The sequence below is a fragment of the Oceanirhabdus seepicola genome (assembly GCF_023684385.1).
Classification (GTDB): domain Bacteria; phylum Bacillota; class Clostridia; order Clostridiales; family Clostridiaceae; genus Oceanirhabdus; species Oceanirhabdus seepicola.
This window is the reverse complement of sequence record NZ_JAGSOJ010000005.1, coordinates 301,707-322,031: the sequence shown is the minus strand read 5'-3', so window position 1 is coordinate 322,031 and position 20,325 is coordinate 301,707. Positions and strand designations below refer to the sequence as shown.

At 31.0% G+C, this 20,325-nt stretch carries 20 protein-coding genes; 16 read left to right on the top strand and 4 right to left on the bottom strand.

Annotated elements, in window-relative coordinates:
* Position 1 precedes the first annotated feature (1 nt).
* Both KDK92_RS21525 and KDK92_RS21520 read left to right on the top strand, forming a co-directional pair.
* A complete protein-coding gene (locus KDK92_RS21525; protein ID WP_250861474.1) occupies positions 2–2,434 on the top strand; it encodes an FtsX-like permease family protein in 2,433 nt (810 codons plus the stop codon).
* A gap of 13 nt (positions 2,435–2,447) precedes the next feature.
* The gene (locus KDK92_RS21520; protein WP_250861473.1) at positions 2,448–4,151 is read left to right on the top strand and encodes an ABC-ATPase domain-containing protein; all 1,704 of its coding nucleotides are present in this window, start codon (positions 2,448–2,450) and stop codon (positions 4,149–4,151) included.
* A 253-nt stretch (positions 4,152–4,404) separates the two neighbouring features.
* Here KDK92_RS21520 and KDK92_RS21515 read toward each other — a convergent pair whose 3' ends face one another.
* From KDK92_RS21515 to KDK92_RS21505, 3 genes are all read right to left on the bottom strand, one after another.
* Positions 4,405–5,184 (bottom strand): ankyrin repeat domain-containing protein, encoded by a 780-nt coding sequence (locus KDK92_RS21515; RefSeq protein WP_250861472.1) that lies wholly within the window; start codon positions 5,182–5,184, stop codon positions 4,405–4,407.
* Between the two features lie 192 nt (positions 5,185–5,376).
* Positions 5,377–6,786 (bottom strand): HAMP domain-containing sensor histidine kinase, encoded by a 1,410-nt coding sequence (locus KDK92_RS21510; protein WP_250861471.1) that lies wholly within the window; start codon positions 6,784–6,786, stop codon positions 5,377–5,379.
* Positions 6,787–6,788: 2 nt separating this feature from the next.
* Entirely contained in the window at positions 6,789–7,451 is a 663-nt protein-coding gene (locus tag KDK92_RS21505; RefSeq protein WP_250861470.1) for a response regulator transcription factor, read from the bottom strand.
* 190 nt (positions 7,452–7,641) lie between these two features.
* On the opposite strand from KDK92_RS21505, the gene KDK92_RS21500 reads away from it, so the two are divergent.
* The 12 genes from KDK92_RS21500 to KDK92_RS21445 all read left to right on the top strand — a co-directional run bounded on the left by KDK92_RS21500 (position 7,642) and on the right by KDK92_RS21445 (position 17,814).
* Complete coding sequence (locus KDK92_RS21500) at positions 7,642–8,109, top strand: MarR family winged helix-turn-helix transcriptional regulator (RefSeq protein WP_250861469.1); 468 nt, start codon at positions 7,642–7,644, stop codon at positions 8,107–8,109.
* Positions 8,110–8,111: 2 nt separating this feature from the next.
* The gene (locus KDK92_RS21495; RefSeq protein WP_250861468.1) at positions 8,112–9,083 is read left to right on the top strand and encodes a beta-ketoacyl-ACP synthase III; all 972 of its coding nucleotides are present in this window, start codon (positions 8,112–8,114) and stop codon (positions 9,081–9,083) included.
* 109 nt (positions 9,084–9,192) lie between these two features.
* Complete coding sequence (acpP, locus tag KDK92_RS21490; protein ID WP_250861467.1) at positions 9,193–9,423, top strand: acyl carrier protein; 231 nt, start codon at positions 9,193–9,195, stop codon at positions 9,421–9,423.
* 231 nt (positions 9,424–9,654) lie between these two features.
* The gene (gene fabK, locus KDK92_RS21485) at positions 9,655–10,587 is read left to right on the top strand and encodes an enoyl-[acyl-carrier-protein] reductase FabK (RefSeq protein WP_250861466.1); all 933 of its coding nucleotides are present in this window, start codon (positions 9,655–9,657) and stop codon (positions 10,585–10,587) included.
* Positions 10,587–11,525, top strand: coding sequence for an ACP S-malonyltransferase (fabD, locus tag KDK92_RS21480; RefSeq protein ID WP_250861465.1), 939 nt, complete (start codon positions 10,587–10,589; stop codon positions 11,523–11,525). The genes fabK and fabD overlap by 1 nt, the downstream gene beginning before the upstream one ends.
* A 2-nt stretch (positions 11,526–11,527) precedes the next feature.
* Positions 11,528–12,268 carry a 3-oxoacyl-[acyl-carrier-protein] reductase gene (fabG, locus tag KDK92_RS21475; protein WP_250861464.1) on the top strand — a complete coding sequence of 247 codons (741 nt, stop codon included), beginning with the start codon at positions 11,528–11,530 and terminating at the stop codon, positions 12,266–12,268.
* A 15-nt stretch (positions 12,269–12,283) separates the two neighbouring features.
* Complete coding sequence (fabF, locus tag KDK92_RS21470) at positions 12,284–13,519, top strand: beta-ketoacyl-ACP synthase II (RefSeq protein WP_250861463.1); 1,236 nt, start codon at positions 12,284–12,286, stop codon at positions 13,517–13,519.
* Positions 13,520–13,521: 2 nt separating this feature from the next.
* Positions 13,522–14,013 (top strand): acetyl-CoA carboxylase biotin carboxyl carrier protein, encoded by a 492-nt coding sequence (gene accB / locus KDK92_RS21465; RefSeq protein ID WP_250861462.1) that lies wholly within the window; start codon positions 13,522–13,524, stop codon positions 14,011–14,013.
* 3 nt (positions 14,014–14,016) lie between these two features.
* Positions 14,017–14,454, top strand: coding sequence for a 3-hydroxyacyl-ACP dehydratase FabZ (gene fabZ, locus KDK92_RS21460; protein WP_250861461.1), 438 nt, complete (start codon positions 14,017–14,019; stop codon positions 14,452–14,454).
* A gap of 3 nt (positions 14,455–14,457) precedes the next feature.
* On the top strand, positions 14,458–15,801 hold the full coding sequence (locus KDK92_RS21455) for an acetyl-CoA carboxylase biotin carboxylase subunit (protein WP_250861460.1): 1,344 nt from the start codon (positions 14,458–14,460) through the stop codon (positions 15,799–15,801).
* Between the two features lie 33 nt (positions 15,802–15,834).
* Positions 15,835–16,764, top strand: a complete 930-nt coding sequence (gene accD, locus KDK92_RS21450; RefSeq protein ID WP_250861459.1) for an acetyl-CoA carboxylase, carboxyltransferase subunit beta — start codon at positions 15,835–15,837, stop codon at positions 16,762–16,764.
* A gap of 102 nt (positions 16,765–16,866) precedes the next feature.
* Positions 16,867–17,814 (top strand): acetyl-CoA carboxylase carboxyltransferase subunit alpha, encoded by a 948-nt coding sequence (locus KDK92_RS21445; RefSeq protein ID WP_250861458.1) that lies wholly within the window; start codon positions 16,867–16,869, stop codon positions 17,812–17,814.
* Between the two features lie 122 nt (positions 17,815–17,936).
* On the opposite strand, the gene KDK92_RS21440 is transcribed toward KDK92_RS21445, so the two are convergent.
* Positions 17,937–18,557: an amidase domain-containing protein gene (locus KDK92_RS21440; RefSeq protein ID WP_250861457.1), complete on the bottom strand. Its 621-nt coding sequence runs from the start codon at positions 18,555–18,557 to the stop codon at positions 17,937–17,939.
* Between the two features lie 312 nt (positions 18,558–18,869).
* On the opposite strand from KDK92_RS21440, the gene KDK92_RS21435 reads away from it, so the two are divergent.
* Entirely contained in the window at positions 18,870–19,175 is a 306-nt protein-coding gene (locus KDK92_RS21435; RefSeq protein ID WP_250861456.1) for a YciI family protein, read from the top strand.
* 263 nt (positions 19,176–19,438) lie between these two features.
* Positions 19,439–20,302, top strand: coding sequence for a methionyl aminopeptidase (locus tag KDK92_RS21430; RefSeq protein WP_250861455.1), 864 nt, complete (start codon positions 19,439–19,441; stop codon positions 20,300–20,302).
* The last annotated feature ends 23 nt before the right edge of the window (positions 20,303–20,325 follow it).

The window sequence follows — 20,325 nt, the reverse complement described above, 5'->3', positions numbered from 1 at the left end:
GTTGTATCTAGATAATAATAAATCTTTTAAGAACAGAAAGATATTATATTCTAATAGTGTTAGATCTAAATCAATAGTAATAACAACTGTGGCAATAATCGCTCTAATCTCATTGCTTATATTTATATGTGACGCTATGGTTTTGGATAAAATTAAACATGTTGAAAGTATTTATGGTAAGTATCATATAGAAATACGTGATATAAACAGTAAAGAATTGGAGATAATTAAAAGCAATAACAATATAGATAAAATTGGGGTAGTGGACAAATATTCTGACAATATAATTTCTGAGAAGTATATAGTTGCACGAATTGGATATTATGATGAAATTAGTAGAGAATTATTGAACATAGAGCTAATAGATGGTTATTACCCAAGGAAAAAGAAAGAAATTGCTTTTGAACAATGGGTATTAGAACACTTGGATACAGAAAAACAAAAGAATATACGAGATTATGTCACGTTGGGTGATTCTAATTTGAACAACAATGATTACTTGAGTGATTTACCTGATTATTATCAGATTGTTGGATTATTAAATAATACATCACATAAAAAGGATACAAAGCTTACAGTAGGTTTAGTAAGCAAGGAACAGACCTATAAAATTGCACCGTCTAAAAAGAAATATGATGTGTATATTAAATTTGATGATATTAAAAAAATAGATACTATTGTAGAGGATTTAATAAGGTATAACTATATATCAGAAAAAAAAATATTTTACAATGTGAATTATATTAATGAATTAGAAAATATGAAAATTATCGAAGCATATAAAGTTTTAATAGCATTAATTATAATTTTAGCAGCAACATTAATATTAAATAATATATATGTAAATTTTAACTATGATAGAGTAAGATATATAGGGATTTTGAGAGCTATAGGTTGTACAAAAAAACAATTGTATGAAATGATTACATTAGAGATAATATTAATCAATCTTAAAGCAATATTTATTGGAATGATTCTAGGGATTATTGCGTATATACCAGTGATAGAAATTCTGAAAATATATGGTATATATTTACCTATTAATGCAGTAAATATATCAAACATCATATTAGTAGGTATATGTTCTGTAATATTAATTATAACAATAGCTGTTATGAATATAATAAGAATTGATAAGATGAATATTTTTGATATGTTGACTATAAATTCAAATATTAAATATATTAAAGATATAACATACAATAAGTTTTGGTATTCTATTATACAGAAGGTAGGAATAACAACGCAATTATCTATTAAAAACTTATGGAGCAATCCTAAGAAAATAAAAAAAGGAATAATTTTTATCAGTACAGCATTTGTATTTTTCATTGTGGTGAATTCAATTATTCAAAATTCACCGTATGGTATGGGGAATTTGAACAAATGGAATACAGACATTATTATAAGAACTGACGAAATTGAATTAACTTCATTTGATTATGAAGAACTTTCGAAAATAAAAGGGGTAAAAGATATCTCATCCTTTCAAAACTTAGAAGTTTATGTAAACATATCTGAAGATGATCAAAAGAATAGAGTTACATATCAGATTGATGAAAAGACTTATCTGAGATCAGTTGCAATAGGATTTGAGAAAAATATATTTAAAAATGTTAAAAAGAAAATTGGCAGAACTGTTATGGAGGAGTTATCTCGACAAAGAAAAGTAGTTGTAAATGAAGCTTTTGCTCAAAAATATCCCGAACTTATGGTTGGAGATAGTATTGAAATTAGTTTTCCATTTTTAGATATAGCAGAGATAAAATACAAACCGATTAATTTTGAAGTTATTGGTATTGTTTCTTATGATGATACAGAGTTTGAGTATGATAAAACAAAACCATATATATTTATACACAAATATATCATTAGTCAATTGCTAGATTATCGATTTTATTCACAATTTAATATAGACTTTGCTGATGGATATAGTTTAAATGAGAAACAAAAAATACTTTTAGAGATTAATGACATTACAAATAAGAAAGATGGAGTAACAGTTTCAACTTCATATGAAGAAAAGTATAAGAATTATCAGAGAAATACAATAATAATAACAATCATTATTGTATTTATAATTACATTAATTTCAGCTTTAAGTATAATAAGCTCATCCAATCAACTAATTATGAATAGAGCAAGAGAATTAAGTATTTATAGAATTGTAGGTATGACAAAAAAACAATTAAAGAGAATGGTTATATTAGAAGGGTTTTATTTAGGGCTTATAAGTTCTTCCATTGGAACTATCATAGGGGGAGGAATAGTATATATTATAAAGACTAACAGTAATATTATAGATGAGATTCCATATGGATTGATAGCAATATTATTCATAGGTGTAAATTTGATGAGTATAATATCAGGGGCATTATCTTTAAAGAGTATAGAGCGTAAGAATCTTGCAGAATTTATAAGAATGATAAAGTAGAAGAGGGTATGATATGAGAGAATACAATGATTTGAAAGAGCTTTTGTTAAAAAGACTGAATGGAAAAGGATATAAGGCATATAAAGAGTTACAAGGTGAAAGTTTTAATTTAGGTTTTTTTCAAATTAAATTTGATTATGTACAGGGTGATCCATTTGCATCACCATCTAAAATAAGAATAATAGTAGAAAATAATAAGCATGGATTTCCAGGGAAATATTACAAAAACAAAATAAGAGAAATTGCATTCAAAGACTATTTAACTAGAGTAATATCTAATAATATTTATTCTATATACGATAGAGTAAGTGGATCTGGGAAAAGTGGACTTATAGGAATTGATAGACCTGGCCAAGAAGTAATTGATAGAACTTCTATAAAGATTAATGAAAATTCCATTGAAGCTAGGCTAGAAATAGGGTTACCTGCTTTTGGAAGAAAAATTGCTGGCAAAGAAGCTGCTGATATGATTTTGGGATATTTACCTAAGATTATTGAAAAATCAATGAATATCAAGAATATAAACGAAGGCTCTTTAGTGAAACATATAAAGCTTGCAGAGGATCAGGAATATATAAGAGAAGAATTAAAAAAGAATGAGTACTGTGCATTTATTGCAGACAACGCTGTCTTACCTAGGGAAAGTGGAATATCACAAAGGCCTATGAAAGAAGGAGCAATAAAATTTGTTTCTCCAGAATCAATGAAAATAACGTTTAATTGCCCACATAGAGGGGAAATAAGTGGAATGGGAATAAAAAATGGAGTTACATTAATAGTTGGTGGAGGATATCATGGTAAATCAACATTGTTAAAAGCTCTTGAATTAGGAGTATACAATCATATTGCTAATGATGGTAGAGAATTTGTTATTATGGATAATTCAGCGGCTAAAGTTAGAGCAGAGGATGGAAGAAGTGTTGAGAAGGTGAATATTTCAGCTTTTATAAATAATCTGCCTAATGGAAAAGATACTTATAAGTTTGAAAGTGAGAATGCTAGTGGAAGTACATCACAATCATCAAATATAATCGAGGCTTTAGAGATTGGAGCAAAAACACTTCTTATTGATGAAGATACAAGTGCAACAAATTTCATGATAAGAGATCATAAAATGAAAATGTTGATTCATAAAGATAAGGAACCAATTACTCCATTTATTGATAGAGTTAAGGAACTAAATGAAAAACATGGAGTATCAAGTATATTAGTAATAGGAAGTTCAGGAGAGTATTTTCAAAAAGCTGATACAGTTATAATGATGGATGAATATAGGGCTATGGATGTAACTGATAAAGCTAAAGAGTTATTTATGAAAGAAGAGATTTTTGAGAATGAAGAAGAGTTTAATATAACTTGTGATAGAGTTATTATGAAAAACAGTTTTCCACGCATGGAAGGAAAGAGTAAGATAAAATCTAAAGGAATAAATAAAATTCTCATAAATAAAGAGGAAATTGATTTATCATCTGTGGAGCAAATTATCAGTGGAAGCCAGACAAATTGCATAACAGAAATTATAAAATACTCAATAAAGAACCTTATTGATGATAGAAAGAATTTAAAAGATGTGATCAATGAAATATACAGCGTTATAGAAAATAAAGGATTAGACGAGGTATCATCTAGTAAAGGACATCCTGGTAATCTTGCAATACCGAGAAAGAATGAAATTGCAGCGGCTTTTAATAGGTATAGGAAACTTAATGTAAAATAAATAAAAACATAGTGGACAGTGTACAGTTGACAGTGGACAACGAATGACATTTCTCTTTGAGAAATTTTAATATTATTGCCTCACAAACAATAAAAGGTTTACTCCCTTCATCTTGATGAAACAGTGTATTTAAAGTACAATATTTTATTTTAGATAAAATGAGTAAACCTTTCTTTATCTAAAGAACAATAAAATGTAGATTCTCACGTATGTGAGAATCATCAATCATTCTCAACTTGTTTTTAATCGTGTTTTATTTTTCACAGTATTCACTAAAAATCTCTTTCATTTTCTTCGAGCCATTAGTCATTACTTCGTCATAAAAGCTTAATCCCTCATCATTTAACTCATAAGCATCAGCTCCTGCTTGTAATAGTAAGGATGCCATTTCACAGTTACCAAAAACTAAAGCAGCGGATAAAATATGGTCACCTTCTGAGTTTTTAGTATTGATATCTACTGTATTATTTAGAATAATCTTTAATACTAAATCTTGATTATTTGACATTGCAGAATTATATAATAAATCTATAGTATATTCTGATTTAGGGATAGAGTTGTTCTCTGCTATTAGGTCGTCTTTTGTTGACTCAAAACTTGAGTTTGATAGAGATGCTTTAACAACAGATTCAACAAAAGAGGTTATACCCTCAACATCAATATTTTCTGAACCAATAGAACTTAAATCAAGGCTTTCGTTAACAACATTATTTACATATGAAGAAACATTAGATATATACTCATCTACATTCTCATCAATATTCCCTTCAGAAGCTTCAAATTTATTAGTATCTTTTGCAAGTTGAATAGAATCAAAGATAATCTTTCTAACTCCCTCAGCAGTAATATTCTTTGAATCATTTGATGGTGGTGTTTCTAATTTTATATTCATAGAAGAATCACTAGAGTTAAATTCAAGTTTTTCTGATGAAGTAGAGGCTTCATAAACAACTCCTTCATCTATTTGTTTTTTACCACAGCTTACCAATGTAATGCATACAAATAAAGTTACTATAAAATATCTTATTTTCATTTTATACCTCCTAAAGTATCATCTACAACAATGTTAACAAATGGAAATATAATTCTTATAATTTAGATGTAAAATAGTTGTAAAACTATAGAGATTCCAGTTCAAAAGTTGATTTATACATGTACAAAACACCTTGAACCATGGTGATTTTGATACAAGAATAAATCAAGTTTCACTAGGGAATCTCTACATTTAGAAGAGAAGATAAAATGTAGTACCTTTATCAAGTTCACTTTCAACAATTATTTTGCCATTATGCAAGTTCATTATTTCCATACATATAGATAAGCCTAGACCAGCACCACCAGTTTCTCTAGAACGTGCTTTATCTATTCTGTAAAAAGGATCAAATATTTTTTTAATATCATCATCTTTCATTCCTATTCCGAAATCTTGAACGAAGATACATGGTTTATTATCATACTCTTTAGTACCAAATAATATAGAACTATCTTCCTTTGAAGCGTTAAATGCGTTATCGATTAAGTTACATATGGTTAATGTAATCATATCTTTATTTATATTGAATAGGTAGTTTTCATGTGATAACTGTAATTTGATTAAGATGTTAGAATCCTTATATTTTATTTTCATTGTATTATAGATTTCATTTAAAAGAATTGAAGAATCTATTGTTTCAAATTCAAGTTCTTCTTGTTTTAATCTAGCTATATGAAGGAGAAGTTTTGATATGTTTAATAATCTCTTCCCTTCAGAATTAATAAAATTCAATCCTTTATCAAAAGAAGGCTTATCATAATCTTTTTGTTGTAAAAGATCAGAAAATCCAATAATTGACGTTAGGGGAGTTCTTATCTCATGAGAAAGATTATTTATAAAGTTTTCTTTTCGTTGGTTTTCATTCTCTAAAGTAGAAATCTTATCTTCTATAACATCAGCCATAACATTGAAGTAATTTGATAATTGTCCTATCTCATCATTCTTATTGTGTTTAAGTTCAATTCTCTTAGAATAATTGCCAGATGAAATATATTTTACAATACTAGTAAGTTTGTTTATTGGATTCATTAAAATAGATGTTAGTATAAGTGTTAATATTATAATAATTATAGAAACTACTAAACTTATATTTAAAATTAATCTAGAGTTTTCTTTAGATATGTTGTCTACTACTGAAATATCTCGTATTGTTTTTAAATGATATTGCTTGCCATTAAAGTTAAACTTATGGTAAACAATCATATAATAGGTTTTATCAATATGCTTCAATATAAAAGAACGTTCAAGCTTTTTTATGTCATTTAATTCACTTTTATCAAGGGAAATGTTATTGGAATAGTTAGAAGCAATATTAGCACCTGAGGATGTAACTATTGATAACAACAAAGTAGAATTACCAAAGGTGTTCACGAAATATTCAGAAAAACTATGAAAAGATGAATTAGACTTTTCAATAGATGAATTATATTTTAAATTAAAAGCAAGGTTTAAATATATAGTTTCTTCAATATTTAGGTTTCTTGTTATCTCAGTATTAAGCATTTTGTCATATGTATTTTTAGATATGAGAAAGTTAATTGATAGTAATGCTACCGTATATATAGTAAGACACATAAGAACGATTTTGTACTTAAATTTCATGGTTAATACTCAAACTTATAACCAATTTTAAATATGGTTTTAATTCGTTCAGTATCAAGTTTATTCCTCAATTTCTGTATGTGCATATCTACAGTACGGGTATTACCTAAATAATCATATCCCCAAACATTAGTTATGAGTGAATCTCTAGAAAGAACTATATTTTTATTTGAAATTAATTCTTCTAATAATTCAAATTCCTTTAAGGTTAAGATTACTTCGCTTCCATCCTTAGTGACGGAATGTTTGTGTATATCAATAACAATGTTATCAAATGTGTAAATATCTTCAACATGGAGATTATCAGGAGGACATCTTTTAAGTAAAGCTTTAACTCTTAATAATAATTCCATACTGTCAAATGGCTTTACTAAGTAATCATCGGCTCCAAGGTTATAACCCTTTATTTTATCATTTATATTATCTCTTGCTGTTACAATAATTACAGGTATTTTTAAATTAGAAATATTTTTCATTAAAGAAAACCCATCAATTTTTGGAATCATAAGATCCAATAAAATAAGATCATAGTTATTCTTATTTATCAACAAAAGAGCATTTTCACCGTTAGAGGCTGTTTCAATATTATATCCGACCATAGATAGATTCATCTTAATAAGCTCACGAATTGGTTCTTCATCCTCAACAACCAAAATATTAATCATATCACCACTCCTTGAAATTCGCATTATAGGATAATTATAACAAAAAATAGCTTAAATTCAAAAAAATAATAATCATAGATATTATTTTAAAATTTTCTGAAATTACATTTTTTAGTGTTGACAAAAGCTTGTTTTATGATATACTTTGATTATCAAAGTAATAAAAATTATTTTAGATAAGGTGATAAATGTGAACAGATCTTTTGCAGTATTAAATGAATTATTAGTTGATCTTTTTAACGATATATTGATAATTGAACAGAATGCTCTTGCGGAGGGTAAGTTTAATGATTTATCAATAACAGAAATCCATACAATTGAGGAAATTGGAATGTATGGAAGTAGAACTATGTCCGAAATTGCTATGGATTTAGGAATTACAGTAGGGACATTAACAATAGCTATGAATAATCTTGTTAAAAAAGGATATGTTAATAGACAAAGAAGTGATAGAGATAGACGAGTTGTTGAAATATCATTAACTAGAAAAGGTAAATTAGCTTTTAGAGTACATGAAAAATTTCATACAGACATGATAAAGAATACTATAGATGGACTAACAGAAGAAGAAGGCGTTGTTTTAAACTCAGCTTTAGAAAAATTAAATAAGTTCTTTAAAAGTAATTATAATATAAAAAGAACAGGAAAGAAGGAGTAGGTATGAAGAATGTAAAAATCATTGCTACAGGACAATATACTCCGGATAACATAGTTACTAATTTCGATTTAGAAAAGATTGTTGAGACTAGTGACGAATGGATTGAAAGTAGAACCGGGATATCAAAAAGAAGAATATCGGATGGTGAGGATACTTCACAATTAGCATTTAAAGCAGGAAAAAATGCTCTTGATAAGAACAGTATATTACCAGAAGATATTGATTTGATAATTGTAGCAACATGTTCACCTGATTATCATGTTCCAAGCACTGCATGTGTAGTTCAAGGATTATTAGGAGCTCACAATGCTGTAGCATTTGATATTACAGCTGCTTGTTCAGGATTAATCTATGGAATGAAAATCGCTAAGCAATTCATGATGGAAGAGCGATACAAAAAGGCTTTGGTAATTGGAAGTGAAGTATTATCTAGGATAATAGACTGGAAAGACAGAAATACATGTGTTCTTTTCGGAGATGGGGCTTCAGCAGTAGTTCTTGAACAAACAGATGAAAACATTGGTATCAAGGATATTGATATATATAGTGATGGGGCTGCAGGTATGGCATTGACATGTAAAACTAGACCACTGAGAAACCTTTGTGTTGAAAGCGATGAAGAGTTAGATCATATACAAATGAGTGGAAGTGACATATTTAGATTTGGAGTTAAAGTTATTGCTAAGAATGTTAAAGATGTGTTAGAGAGAAACAATCTAACTATAAATGATATAAAATACATCGTTCCACATCAAGCAAACACAAGAATTATAGAGACAGCAGCTAGAAAACTTAAAGTAAGTAGCGATAAGTTCTACACTAATCTTTCAGAATATGGTAATACATCAGCTGCAAGTATTGGTATTGCTTTAAATGAGATGATGGAGAAAAATTTAATCCAAAGAGGCGATAAGTTCATTATGGTTGGTTTTGGAGGAGGATTAAGTTGGGGTTACGCTCTAGTAGAATATTAAAAGGTTTGATAATCAAATAATTTGAATATACTATAAAAAAGTAATTTGAATATATTATAAAATAATAAAACAAAATAAAACAAGATGTTAATTTTAAGGAGGAAGCAAAATGATATTTGAAAAAATTAAAGAAATTATTGCAGATCAATTAGGTATTGATACAGAGGAAATTAAAATGGAAACTAAGTTAATTGATGACTTAGGTGTAGATTCATTAGAGATATTTGAAGTTGTAATGTCTTTAGAAGAAGAGTTTGAGATTGAGATTCCTAACGAAGATGTTGAAGGAATGAAATCTGTAAATGAAATGGTTAAGTACATTGAAAGTAAGAAAAACTAGTAAAATCATATAAAATATTGATGAAAATCAGACGAAGAGGGTTGTTATTAAACATGAAGCCCGTGTTCCTTTTCGTCTGGTTATCTTAATATAGTAGACTTATATTTTTAGATATGCCTAAAAAGTGAGATTACAAATATTAAGATAATAAGTGCACTATCTTTATGTATAGATAAGGTATATGAGAATAAATAACAAGTTTGAATATGCCTAAGTCAAGGAGGAAACATTATGTTTGATACTAAAATCTGTGAAATATTCAATATTGAATACCCTATTTTCCAAGGAGGTATGGCATGGATTGCAGACCATAATCTGGCATCAGCTGTATCTGAAGCTGGAGGTTTAGGAATAATTGCAGCAGGAAATGCTCCCACTGAATGGGTAAGAGAGCAAATTTTAAAAACTAAAGATAAGACTAATAAACCTTTTGGGGTTAATATAATGCTATTAAGTCCATTTGCTGATGAAATTGCTCACTTAGTTTGTGAGTTAGGAGTTAAAGTAGTAACAACAGGTGCAGGGAATCCAGGAAAATACATGGAGATGTGGAAGGAATCTGGAATCAAGGTTGTTCCAGTAGTTGCATCAGTTGCTTTAGCTAAAAGAATGGAGAGAGCAGGAGCGGATGCAGTAGTAGCTGAAGGTTGCGAGGCTGGTGGTCATATTGGAGAATTAACTACTATGACATTAATTCCACAAGTTGTTGATGCAGTGAGTATTCCTGTTATTGCTGCTGGAGGAATTGGTGATGGTAGAGGATTAGCAGCAGCTATGATTCTAGGTGCTGAAGGAATTCAAGTTGGAACTAGGTTCCTTGTTGCAGATGAATGTTCAGTTTGTGATGCATACAAAGAGAAAGTTATAAATGCTAAAGATATAGATACTGTTGCTACAGGAAGATTTACAGGTCATCCTGTAAGGGTATTGAAGAATAAATTATCAAGAAAAATGGTAATGCTTGAAAAACAAGGGATAAGCATTGAAGAGTTTGAGGAAGCAGGAAGAGGCGCATTGAGAAAAGCGGTTGTTGAAGGAGATATAGCCAATGGTTCTGTAATGGCAGGACAGATTGCTGGATTGATTAAAAAGACTCAAAGTTGTAAAGAAATAATAGAAGAGATATTTGATGAAGCTAATAAGGTTTTGGAGGGCGTAAGATAATGAGTAAAATTGCACTTATATTTTCAGGGCAGGGAGCTCAATATGCTGGAATGGGAAAAGAACTTTATGAAAGTATAGATGAATGTAGAGAAGTATTTGATATTGCAGACAGAGAATTAGGTTTATCAATAAAGGATATTTGTTTTGATGGTGGAGATGGAAAAATAGATAAAACAGAATATACGCAACCAGCGATTCTAACAACTAGTATAGCTGCTCTTAGGGCTTTTGAAAAAGAAGGAATAGAATATCATGCAGTAGCAGGGTTAAGTTTAGGAGAATATTCAGCACTTGTAAGTTGTGGAATGATATCATTTGAAGAATGTGTAAAGCTTGTTAGAAAAAGAGGGCTTTTCATGGAAGAGGCTGTTAAAGATGTAGATGGTACATTAGCAGCAATCATTGGACTTGATGTAGATCAGGTTGAAGAATTAGTTAATAAGGCAAAAGAAGAGGATGTATTACAGATATCTAATTTAAATTGTCCAAAACAAATTGTTATTGGTGGAGAAACGGCTGCTATTGATAGAGCTGTTGAAATTGCTAAGGAAATGGGAGCAAAGAGAGCTTTAAAGTTAAATGTAAGTGGTCCTTTCCATACAAAATTACTTAAAGAGGCTGCAGAGAATCTTTACAATGAAATGAATAATATTGAGTTCAAAGAGAATTCATTACCTATATATATGAATGTGAATGGTGAAAAACTGAATAGCAGTGATGGTATTAAAGAAATAATGAAGCTACAAGTAATGAGTAGTGTATATTGGGAAAAATCAATCAGAAATATGATTAATGATGGAATAGATACATTTATTGAAATTGGACCAGGAAGAGTTTTAAGTGGTTTCGTTAAGAAAGTAGATAGAAAATTAAACTGTATGAATATAGAAGACTTAAAAACATTAGAGAATACATTAAGCAAATTGAGAGGAGAATAGCTATGTTAAATGGGAAAGTAGCTTTTGTTACTGGTGGATCTAGAGGAATAGGAAAAGCTATTGCTCTAAAATTAGCTGAGAAGGGTGCTAATATTGTTATAAATTATAGAAGAGAAAACCCTGAATTAGAAGAGTTAAAGAAAGAGATAGAGAGTAAAGGGGTAAAAGCATTATTGATACAAGGTGATGTTAGTGATTTTAATAGAGTAAAGGAAATGATAGATGAGGCTCATAAAGAAATGGGTTCATTAGATATATTGGTTAATAATGCGGGTATTACAAAAGATACTTTACTTATGAGAATGAAAGAAGAGGATTTTGATAGAGTAATTGATGTAAATCTTAAAGGAGTATTTAATTTCATAAAGCATATAACTCCAATAATGATGAAGCAGAGAAGCGGAAGAATAATAAATATGACTTCTGTAGTTGGTATCACAGGAAATGCAGGTCAGTTAAACTACTCAGCATCTAAAGCAGGAGTTATAGGGGCAACTAAATCAGCTGCTAGAGAATTAGCATCAAGAGGAATAACAGTTAATGCTATTGCACCTGGGTTTATTGAAACAGATATGACAGAAGAATTAAGTGATAGAGTTAAAGACGCAATTCTTAAATCAGTGCCACTAAAAAAGATGGGTAAACCAGAGGATGTGGCTAATTTAGTAGCATTCTTATCAAGTGATGAGGCGGCGTATGTTACAGGACAAATCGTCAATGTTGACGGCGGAATGGCAATGTAGAGGAGGAGTATTCTAATGAATAGAGTAGTAATTACAGGAATTGGTGCAGTTACACCATTAGGTACAGGTGTAGATAAGTTTTGGAATAATGTAAAAGAGGGTAAATGTGCAATAGATTTTATTGAGAGTTTTGATACTGAGAAATTTAAAGTTAAAATAGCTGCAGAAGCTAAAGATTTTAAACCAGAAGATTATATCGATAAAAGAGAAATCAGAAAGCTAGATAGATTTTCACAGTTTGCGCTAGCGGCATCAAAGGAAGCAATCCAGGATTCAAATATAGATTTAGAAAAGGTAAATAAGGAAAAATTCAGTGTTATAATCGGTTCTGGAATAGGTGGATTATCAACATTAGAAAAAGAGCATTCAAAGATGGTTTCAAAAGATACAACTAGAGTATCTCCCTTTATGATACCAATGATGATAAGCAATCTTGCAGCAGGAAATGTTGCAATAAAGTACGGAGCAAAAGGAATATGTAATACTGTTGTTACAGCATGTGCTTCAGGAACAAATGCAATAGGAGAAGCATTTAGACATATAAAATATGGATATTCAGATATTTCAATTACTGGAGGATCAGAGGCAGGAATAACACCTCTTGCAATAGCTGGATTTACATCCTTAACTGCATTGAATGCAAACAATGATCCAAAGAGAGCTTCAATACCTTTTGATAAAGAGCGTGCAGGATTTGTTATGGGAGAGGGAGCAGGAATACTAATAATTGAATCTCTTGATCATGCATTAGCTAGAGGAGCAAAGATATATGCTGAGGTTGTGGGATATGGAGCAACATGTGATGCTTACCATATAACATCTCCAGCTCCAGGAGGAGAGGGTGCAGCAAGATCTATGATTATGGCTATTGAAGAAGCTGGAATAACTAAAGAAGAAGTTTCTTATATAAATGCACATGGAACAAGTACACCATATAACGATAAGTTTGAAACAGCTGCAATAAAGAGTGTATTTGGAGAAGTTGCTTATAAAATACCAGTTAGTTCCACAAAATCAATGATAGGTCACCTTTTAGGTGCTAGTGGAGCTGTAGAAGCAATTGCATGTGTAAAATCTATTCAAGAAAATTTTGTACATGAAACTGTTGGATTACAGGTTGATGATGAAGAATTAGATCTTGATTATGTAAAAGGAAATGGAAGAGAGCATACAGTTAACTATACTCTTTCTAATTCACTAGGATTTGGTGGACATAACGCATCATTATTATTGAAGAAATGGAGTGAGTAAGGATGGACTTTAATAATATAAAGGAACTTATTACTTTAATCAGTAATTCAAATTTAAATGAATTTGAACTTGAGAAGGATAGCTTAAAAATAAAGATGTCCAAAGGCGCAAGTGGAGAAGTAAGAATCATAAGTAACGAAAGAATAAATGAATTACCAAAAGAAGAAAAAGAGGTAGCTGTGGAAGCAGTAACTTCAAATGTGCAAGTTACAGAAGAAATAGTAGATGATAAAAATATAGAAGACGATAGTAATTTTGAATATATTAATTCTCCAATAGTGGGAACATATTATGCGTCACCAAGTCCAGATGATCCTGCTTTTGTTAAGGTAGGGGATATGGTATCTAAGGGACAGCCACTATGTATTATAGAAGCAATGAAACTTATGAATGAGATAACAGCTGAAGTCAGTGGGGAAATCGTAGAAATTCTTGTTAAGAATGAAGATATGGTTCAGTATGATCAGCCTATCATTAAAATCAGGAGGAAGTAATCAATGTGTAATAAGAGATTAGATGTAAAAGAGATTATGGAAATCATACCACATAGATATCCATTTCTATTTGTAGATTATATAGAGGAATTAGAAGAAGGTAAAAGTGCAGTAGGATACAAGAATGTAACTATGAACGAGTACTTTTTCCAAGGGCATTTTCCAGGAGAACCTGTTATGCCAGGGGTTATAATGATAGAAGCTTTAGCTCAGGTTGGAGCAGTAGCATTATTGAGTTTAGATGAATTTAAAGGTAAGATTGCTTACTTCGGTGGAATAAGAAAAGCTAAATTTAGAAGAAAAGTTACTCCTGGAGATACACTTAAGCTTCAGGTTGAGATTATCAATAGAAAAGGGCCAGCTGGAATTGGAAAGGCTATTGCTAGTGTTAATGGAGAGACTGCAGTTGAGGCTGAACTTATTTTCGCAGTAGGGGTGTAAGGTATGTTTAAAAAAGTTTTAATAGCAAATAGAGGAGAAATTGCAGTTAGAGTTATAAGAGCATGTAGAGAACTTGGTATAAAATCAGTTGCAATATACTCAACTGCTGATGAAGAGGCTCTACATACACAATTAGCTGATGAGGCAGTGTGTGTAGGTGGGCCGAAACCAGCAGATAGTTATCTAAATGTAAAGAATATAATAAGTGCTGCAGTTTTAACTGGCGCAGAAGCTATTCATCCAGGGTTTGGATTCTTATCCGAAAATGCTAATTTTGCAGAGATATGCAGAAATTGTAATATAAATTTCATAGGACCTACTCCAGAAACTATTACAAGAATGGGAGATAAGGCTAACGCTAGAGATATAATGATAGCGGCGGGTGTACCTGTAATACCAGGAAGTGATGGAGTTATTGAAAATGAAGTGGTAGCTAAGGAAACAGCTAAGAAAATAGGATATCCAGTAATGGTAAAAGCATCAGCTGGTGGTGGTGGTAGAGGAATAAGAATTGTTAGATGTGAAGAAGAGCTAGCAAATGCATTTAATACTGCTAAGAGAGAAGCTGAAATAGCTTTTGGTGATGGAACAATGTATATGGAGAAATTTATAGAGAATCCAAGACATGTTGAGATTCAACTTCTTGGTGATAAGCATGGAAATGTTATTCATCTTGGAGAGAGAGATTGTTCTATTCAAAGAAGAAATCAGAAAATTATTGAAGAAGCGCCTTGTGGAGTAGTAAGTGAAGAATTAAGAAAACAAATGGGAGTTGTAGCTGTAAAGGCTGCTAAAGCTGTTGAGTATGAAAATGCAGGAACTATAGAATTCCTATTAGATATACATGGTGATTTCTATTTTATGGAAATGAACACAAGAATACAGGTGGAACATCCAATTACTGAGATGATTACTGGTGTTGATATAGTTAAAGAACAATTAAAGGTAGCTTATGGTGAAGAACTTAAGATAACACAGGAAGATGTGAAAATAAAGGGTCATGCGATTGAATGTAGAATAAATGCAGAAGATCCAGAGAGAAACTTCATGCCTTCACCAGGAACAGTAGAAATCTTGAATTATCCTGGTGGATATGGGGTAAGATTAGATAGTGCTATGTATAATGGATATACTATACCACCTACATATGATTCTATGGTAGGTAAACTAATTGTACATGGTGAAGATAGAAATGAAGCTATCAACCGTATGAAAAGAGCTCTTGAAGAGTTTGTTCTTAAAGGAGTCAAGACTAACATTGATTTCCACTTAAAGATTTTAAACGACAAGAACTATACTGAGAACAATCTAGATACAGGGTATATAGCTAGATTTATGGAACAGTAACCGATAGTGCAACAATAAAAGGTTGGTGATTATATGGGAATTAAGAAGTTGTTTAAGAAGAAAAGTAAATATATTGAGCTTACAACTGTTGAAGCAGTATCAGAGAAGATTTTGCTTAACGAGGATCATCGTGGTATTAGTGAAGAAGTGACTAGTGATGAAAATGCTCCATCAATACCAGAGGGTATGTGGCAGAAATGTAAAAAGTGTGGAAATATTCTTTATAACAAGGATCTAGATAAGAATTTTATGGTGTGTAAAGAGTGTGACCATCATATGAGAGTTGATAGTAGAAAAAGAATTGAAATGGTAACTGATAAGGGAACATTTGTTGAATTAGATAAAGATATGATAAGCAAGAATCCTCTTTCATATTCTGGGTATGAAGATAAGGTAGCAGCATATAGTGAGAAAACTGGTGATAACGAAGCTGTAATAACAGGTGTAGGGTTTATAAATGGTGTTAAAACAGTAATAGGAGTTATGAATTCAGGATTTATGATGGGAAGTATGGGCAGCGTTGTAGGAGAGAAAGTTACAAGAGCTATAGAATATGCAACAGAGAATAAACTTCCAGTGATTATGTTCACAGCATCAGGTGGAGCTAGAATGCAAGAGGGAATGTTCTCTCTTATGCAGATGGCAAAAACAAGTGCAGCTGTAAGTAAACACAGTGAGGCAAAACAATTGTATATAACTGTTTTAACTGATCCAACAACTGGAGGGGTTACAGCAAGTTTTGCAATGCAGGGAGATATAATCTTAAGTGAACCAAAGGCTCTTATAGGATTTGCAGGTAAGAGAGTTATTCAGCAGACTATAAAGCAGGAACTTCCTGATGGATTCCAGAGTGCTGAATTCTTATTAGAAAAAGGTTTCATAGACAAGATTATAGATAGAAGAAAGCTGAAAGCAACTTTAGGAAAGATTCTTAGAATGCATGTAGATATCTCAGCTCACTAATTGAATTATGCAAGTCCATAACTCATTAATACGTTGAGATTTTGGAACATGCATAATTCAAAGTTCGCGATATGATATCTATAGCTAGAGGTAGGTGATAGTATGGTACTTGATTTTGAAAAGAAATTATATGATCTTAGAGATAAAATAGAAGAGTTAAAGAAGGTTTCTGAAGAACAAGGGCTTGATCTGAGTGCAGAGATAGGACTTATGGAAAAGAGACTTGATTCTATGAAGGAAGATGTCTATACGAAACTATCTGCTTGGCAGAAGGTAAAAATTGCTCGATTGAATGAGAGACCAACAGCTATGGAATATATAGAAGCGGTTTTCGATGATTTTATAGAACTTCATGGAGATAGAGGATATGCTGATGACCATGCAATTGTAGGTGGATTAGCTACTTTAAATGGAATTAATGTTACTGTAATTGGAATACAAAAAGGAAGAGATACTAAAGAGAATATTTATAGAAACTTTGGTATGCCGCATCCAGAAGGATATAGAAAAGCTTTAAGACTTATGAAACAGGCTGAGAAGTTTAATAGACCTATTATATGTCTTGTTGATACTCCAGGAGCATATTGCGGAATAGGTGCTGAAGAGAGAGGACAAGGGGAAGCTATAGCTAGAAATCTAATGGAAATGGCTAACCTTAAAACTCCTATAGTTTCAATCATAATAGGAGAAGGTGGAAGTGGTGGTGCATTGGCATTAGCTGTTGCAGATGAAGTATGGATGCTTGAGCATTCAATCTATTCAATTCTTTCACCAGAAGGATTCGCAACTATATTATTCAAAGATGCATCAAGAGCATCAGAAGCTGCAGAAACTATGAAAATTACATCTGAGGAATTATTAAATTTCGGAATTATAGATAGAATTATTAAAGAGCCATTAGGTGGTGCACATAAAGATAAAGCAGCAGTATGTGAGAAGATGAAAGAAAATCTTGTTGAGACAGTAACAAGATTACAGATGGAAACTACTGAGAGCCTACTTACTAAAAGATATAGTAAGTTTAGACAGATGGGCGAATTCATGGAATAGCTCAGATTTTTGGAACAATAAGTGTTAGATTTATTTAGAAGTATAATTTTTACCACAACATTTTAAGCCGTAGTTCTTTTGGGGAGCTACGGCTTAAAATGTTGTGGTAAAAACCATGGCTTTTATTTAGAAATTTTATAAATACAAACAACAGTAGATTTTCTATCCTGAATATTTCTTAAATACTTATGAAGAGAAACATTAAATCTATCAGCTGAATGCTGAGCAACAAACAGATTAGTATAAGGAAACTCATCGGTAACAGCTTTGTTATGTATTACCTGAGTGTGATATGGATGAGGGTCTTTTTTTAAGTTGATATACTGAATCACATCTCCAATTGATAATTTATCGTAAATTCTCTTGGTGAAGTCAACTATGGCTTCTTCAATTGGAATCTCTTCATAATAAGCAGCTCTGTATTTTTTAGTATATGGGTTTGCCCAATGCATTCTGAAATAACGTGCAGCACGCCAACTTAGAGATATTTTAGTTAGATTGCTGGGATTAGTAGAATTACAAAACCAAGAAGTAGCAGCAGACCATAAACCATATTTCTGAGAAAGACCACCAGCGTATATTGCTTGAGATATAAAATTTGTACAATCATTTTCTTTGAAATAAGGAAAATTCGGGTTTTTAGATAATGCGTATTTTTCAGCAAAAATTTTAACCTTATCCCTATCATAGTAATTATTTCTTAAAGGATTCAATGAAAGTAATATATTAGAAAAGTTATCCACAATATCAACACCTAAAATAGTTACGTATAAGTGTATAAAAAAAAGGGCATAAATATGCCTCAAAGTGGTAAAAAAGTAGACATGTTAGCAAGAGAGGGATTGAACGATGCTTACATGTCATTAACAAATTATCCACAAATTATCCACAATTATATATATTCTACTATATGGTAAAAAATCCTCCTTTTTATAAAAAAAAACTATAAAAAAACATAAATAGAAAATTTGTTCGCAAAATTTATTAAAATCTATTGACATTTGAACATGTGTTCGGTAATATATAAATATACCAAAACGAAGGAGTTGCCACATATGGATAGTAATGCCTTATTAGTTAGAATTAATTATATTTCAGAAGACTCAGTAGGATTAGACATAAGAGATAATTCATATAAAGCTCATGTAGTACGAAATGGAAAAACAGAAGAGAATAAGAAATATATGTTATGTGGTGGAATAATAAATAAAAGAGGCGGAACAATAATATATAATGCTAGAAGTAAAGAAGAAGCTAAAGAGATTGCTCGCAATAACATGATGACAAATCATGAGTATAGAAAATATAGAGAAGTTAAACGAGATATAGTTACAATACCTAGCAGATTAATAAATGCTTAATTACAATGATATTGAAATTTATTTCATATAAATATAAAAGAAATAAATTTTAGTTATAAATATTAGTTATAAATATTTAATAAATACATATAAATACATATATAAGTATTTTATAAAAGATAACACTAAACAAAACTCAACTCATTGGACCGAAAGGTCCATTTTTTTTTCATTAGTGATAATACTAATACAATACGTTATAATAGGTATAGAAACATTAAAAGCTATTGGAGGTGAATCTAGTCAATCATGGCTAGAGAGATATGAGAAGAATAAACAGAAATGATGATTGTTGGTGTGGAAGTGGAAAAAAATATAAGAAATGCCACATGGAACAGGATGAAACCTTAAGAAAATTAGGAAATGAATTAGGTATGAAGATACCAAGAGATATTATTAAAACTCCTGAACAAATAGAGGGAATAAGAAAAAGTGGTGAAATAACAAGAGGAATCTTTGACTTAGTTGAGGCGAATATAAAGGTTGGAATGACAACTGACGAGATAAACACACTTGTACATGAGTATACAATTAATCACGATGCGATACCTGCTCCACTTAATTATGGTGGATTTCCAAAGAGTGTATGTACATCTATAAATGACGTAGTATGTCATGGAATTCCTAGTGATAGAAAACTGGAAGAGGGAGATATAATAAATGTTGATGTAACATCAATATTAGGTGGATATTTCTCAGATTCAAGTAGAATGTATATAATTGGCGAAGCTAAAAAAGAGGCAGTTGAGTTGGTTGAAGCGGCTAAAGAAGCACTTCAAGTAGGAATGGATGTTGTTAAACCATATGCATTCGTTGGTGATATTGGTGAGGCTATACAGACATATGCAGAGTCGAAAGGATATTCAGTTGTTTATGAATATGGAGGGCATGGGATAGGAGTTAAATTCCATGAAGATCCGTATATAGCTCATGTAGGTAAAAAGGGTGAGGGAATGATTCTATTACCAGGAATGGTTTTCACTATCGAACCTATGTTGAACCAAGGTAGACCAGAAACAAGAATATTGAAAGATGATTGGACTGCTGTAACTAGAGATGGAAAATTATCTGCACAGTGGGAGCATACTATTGTTGTTACTGAGGATGGATATGAAATATTAACATAATGGTCGGCTTAAAAATTACTGAT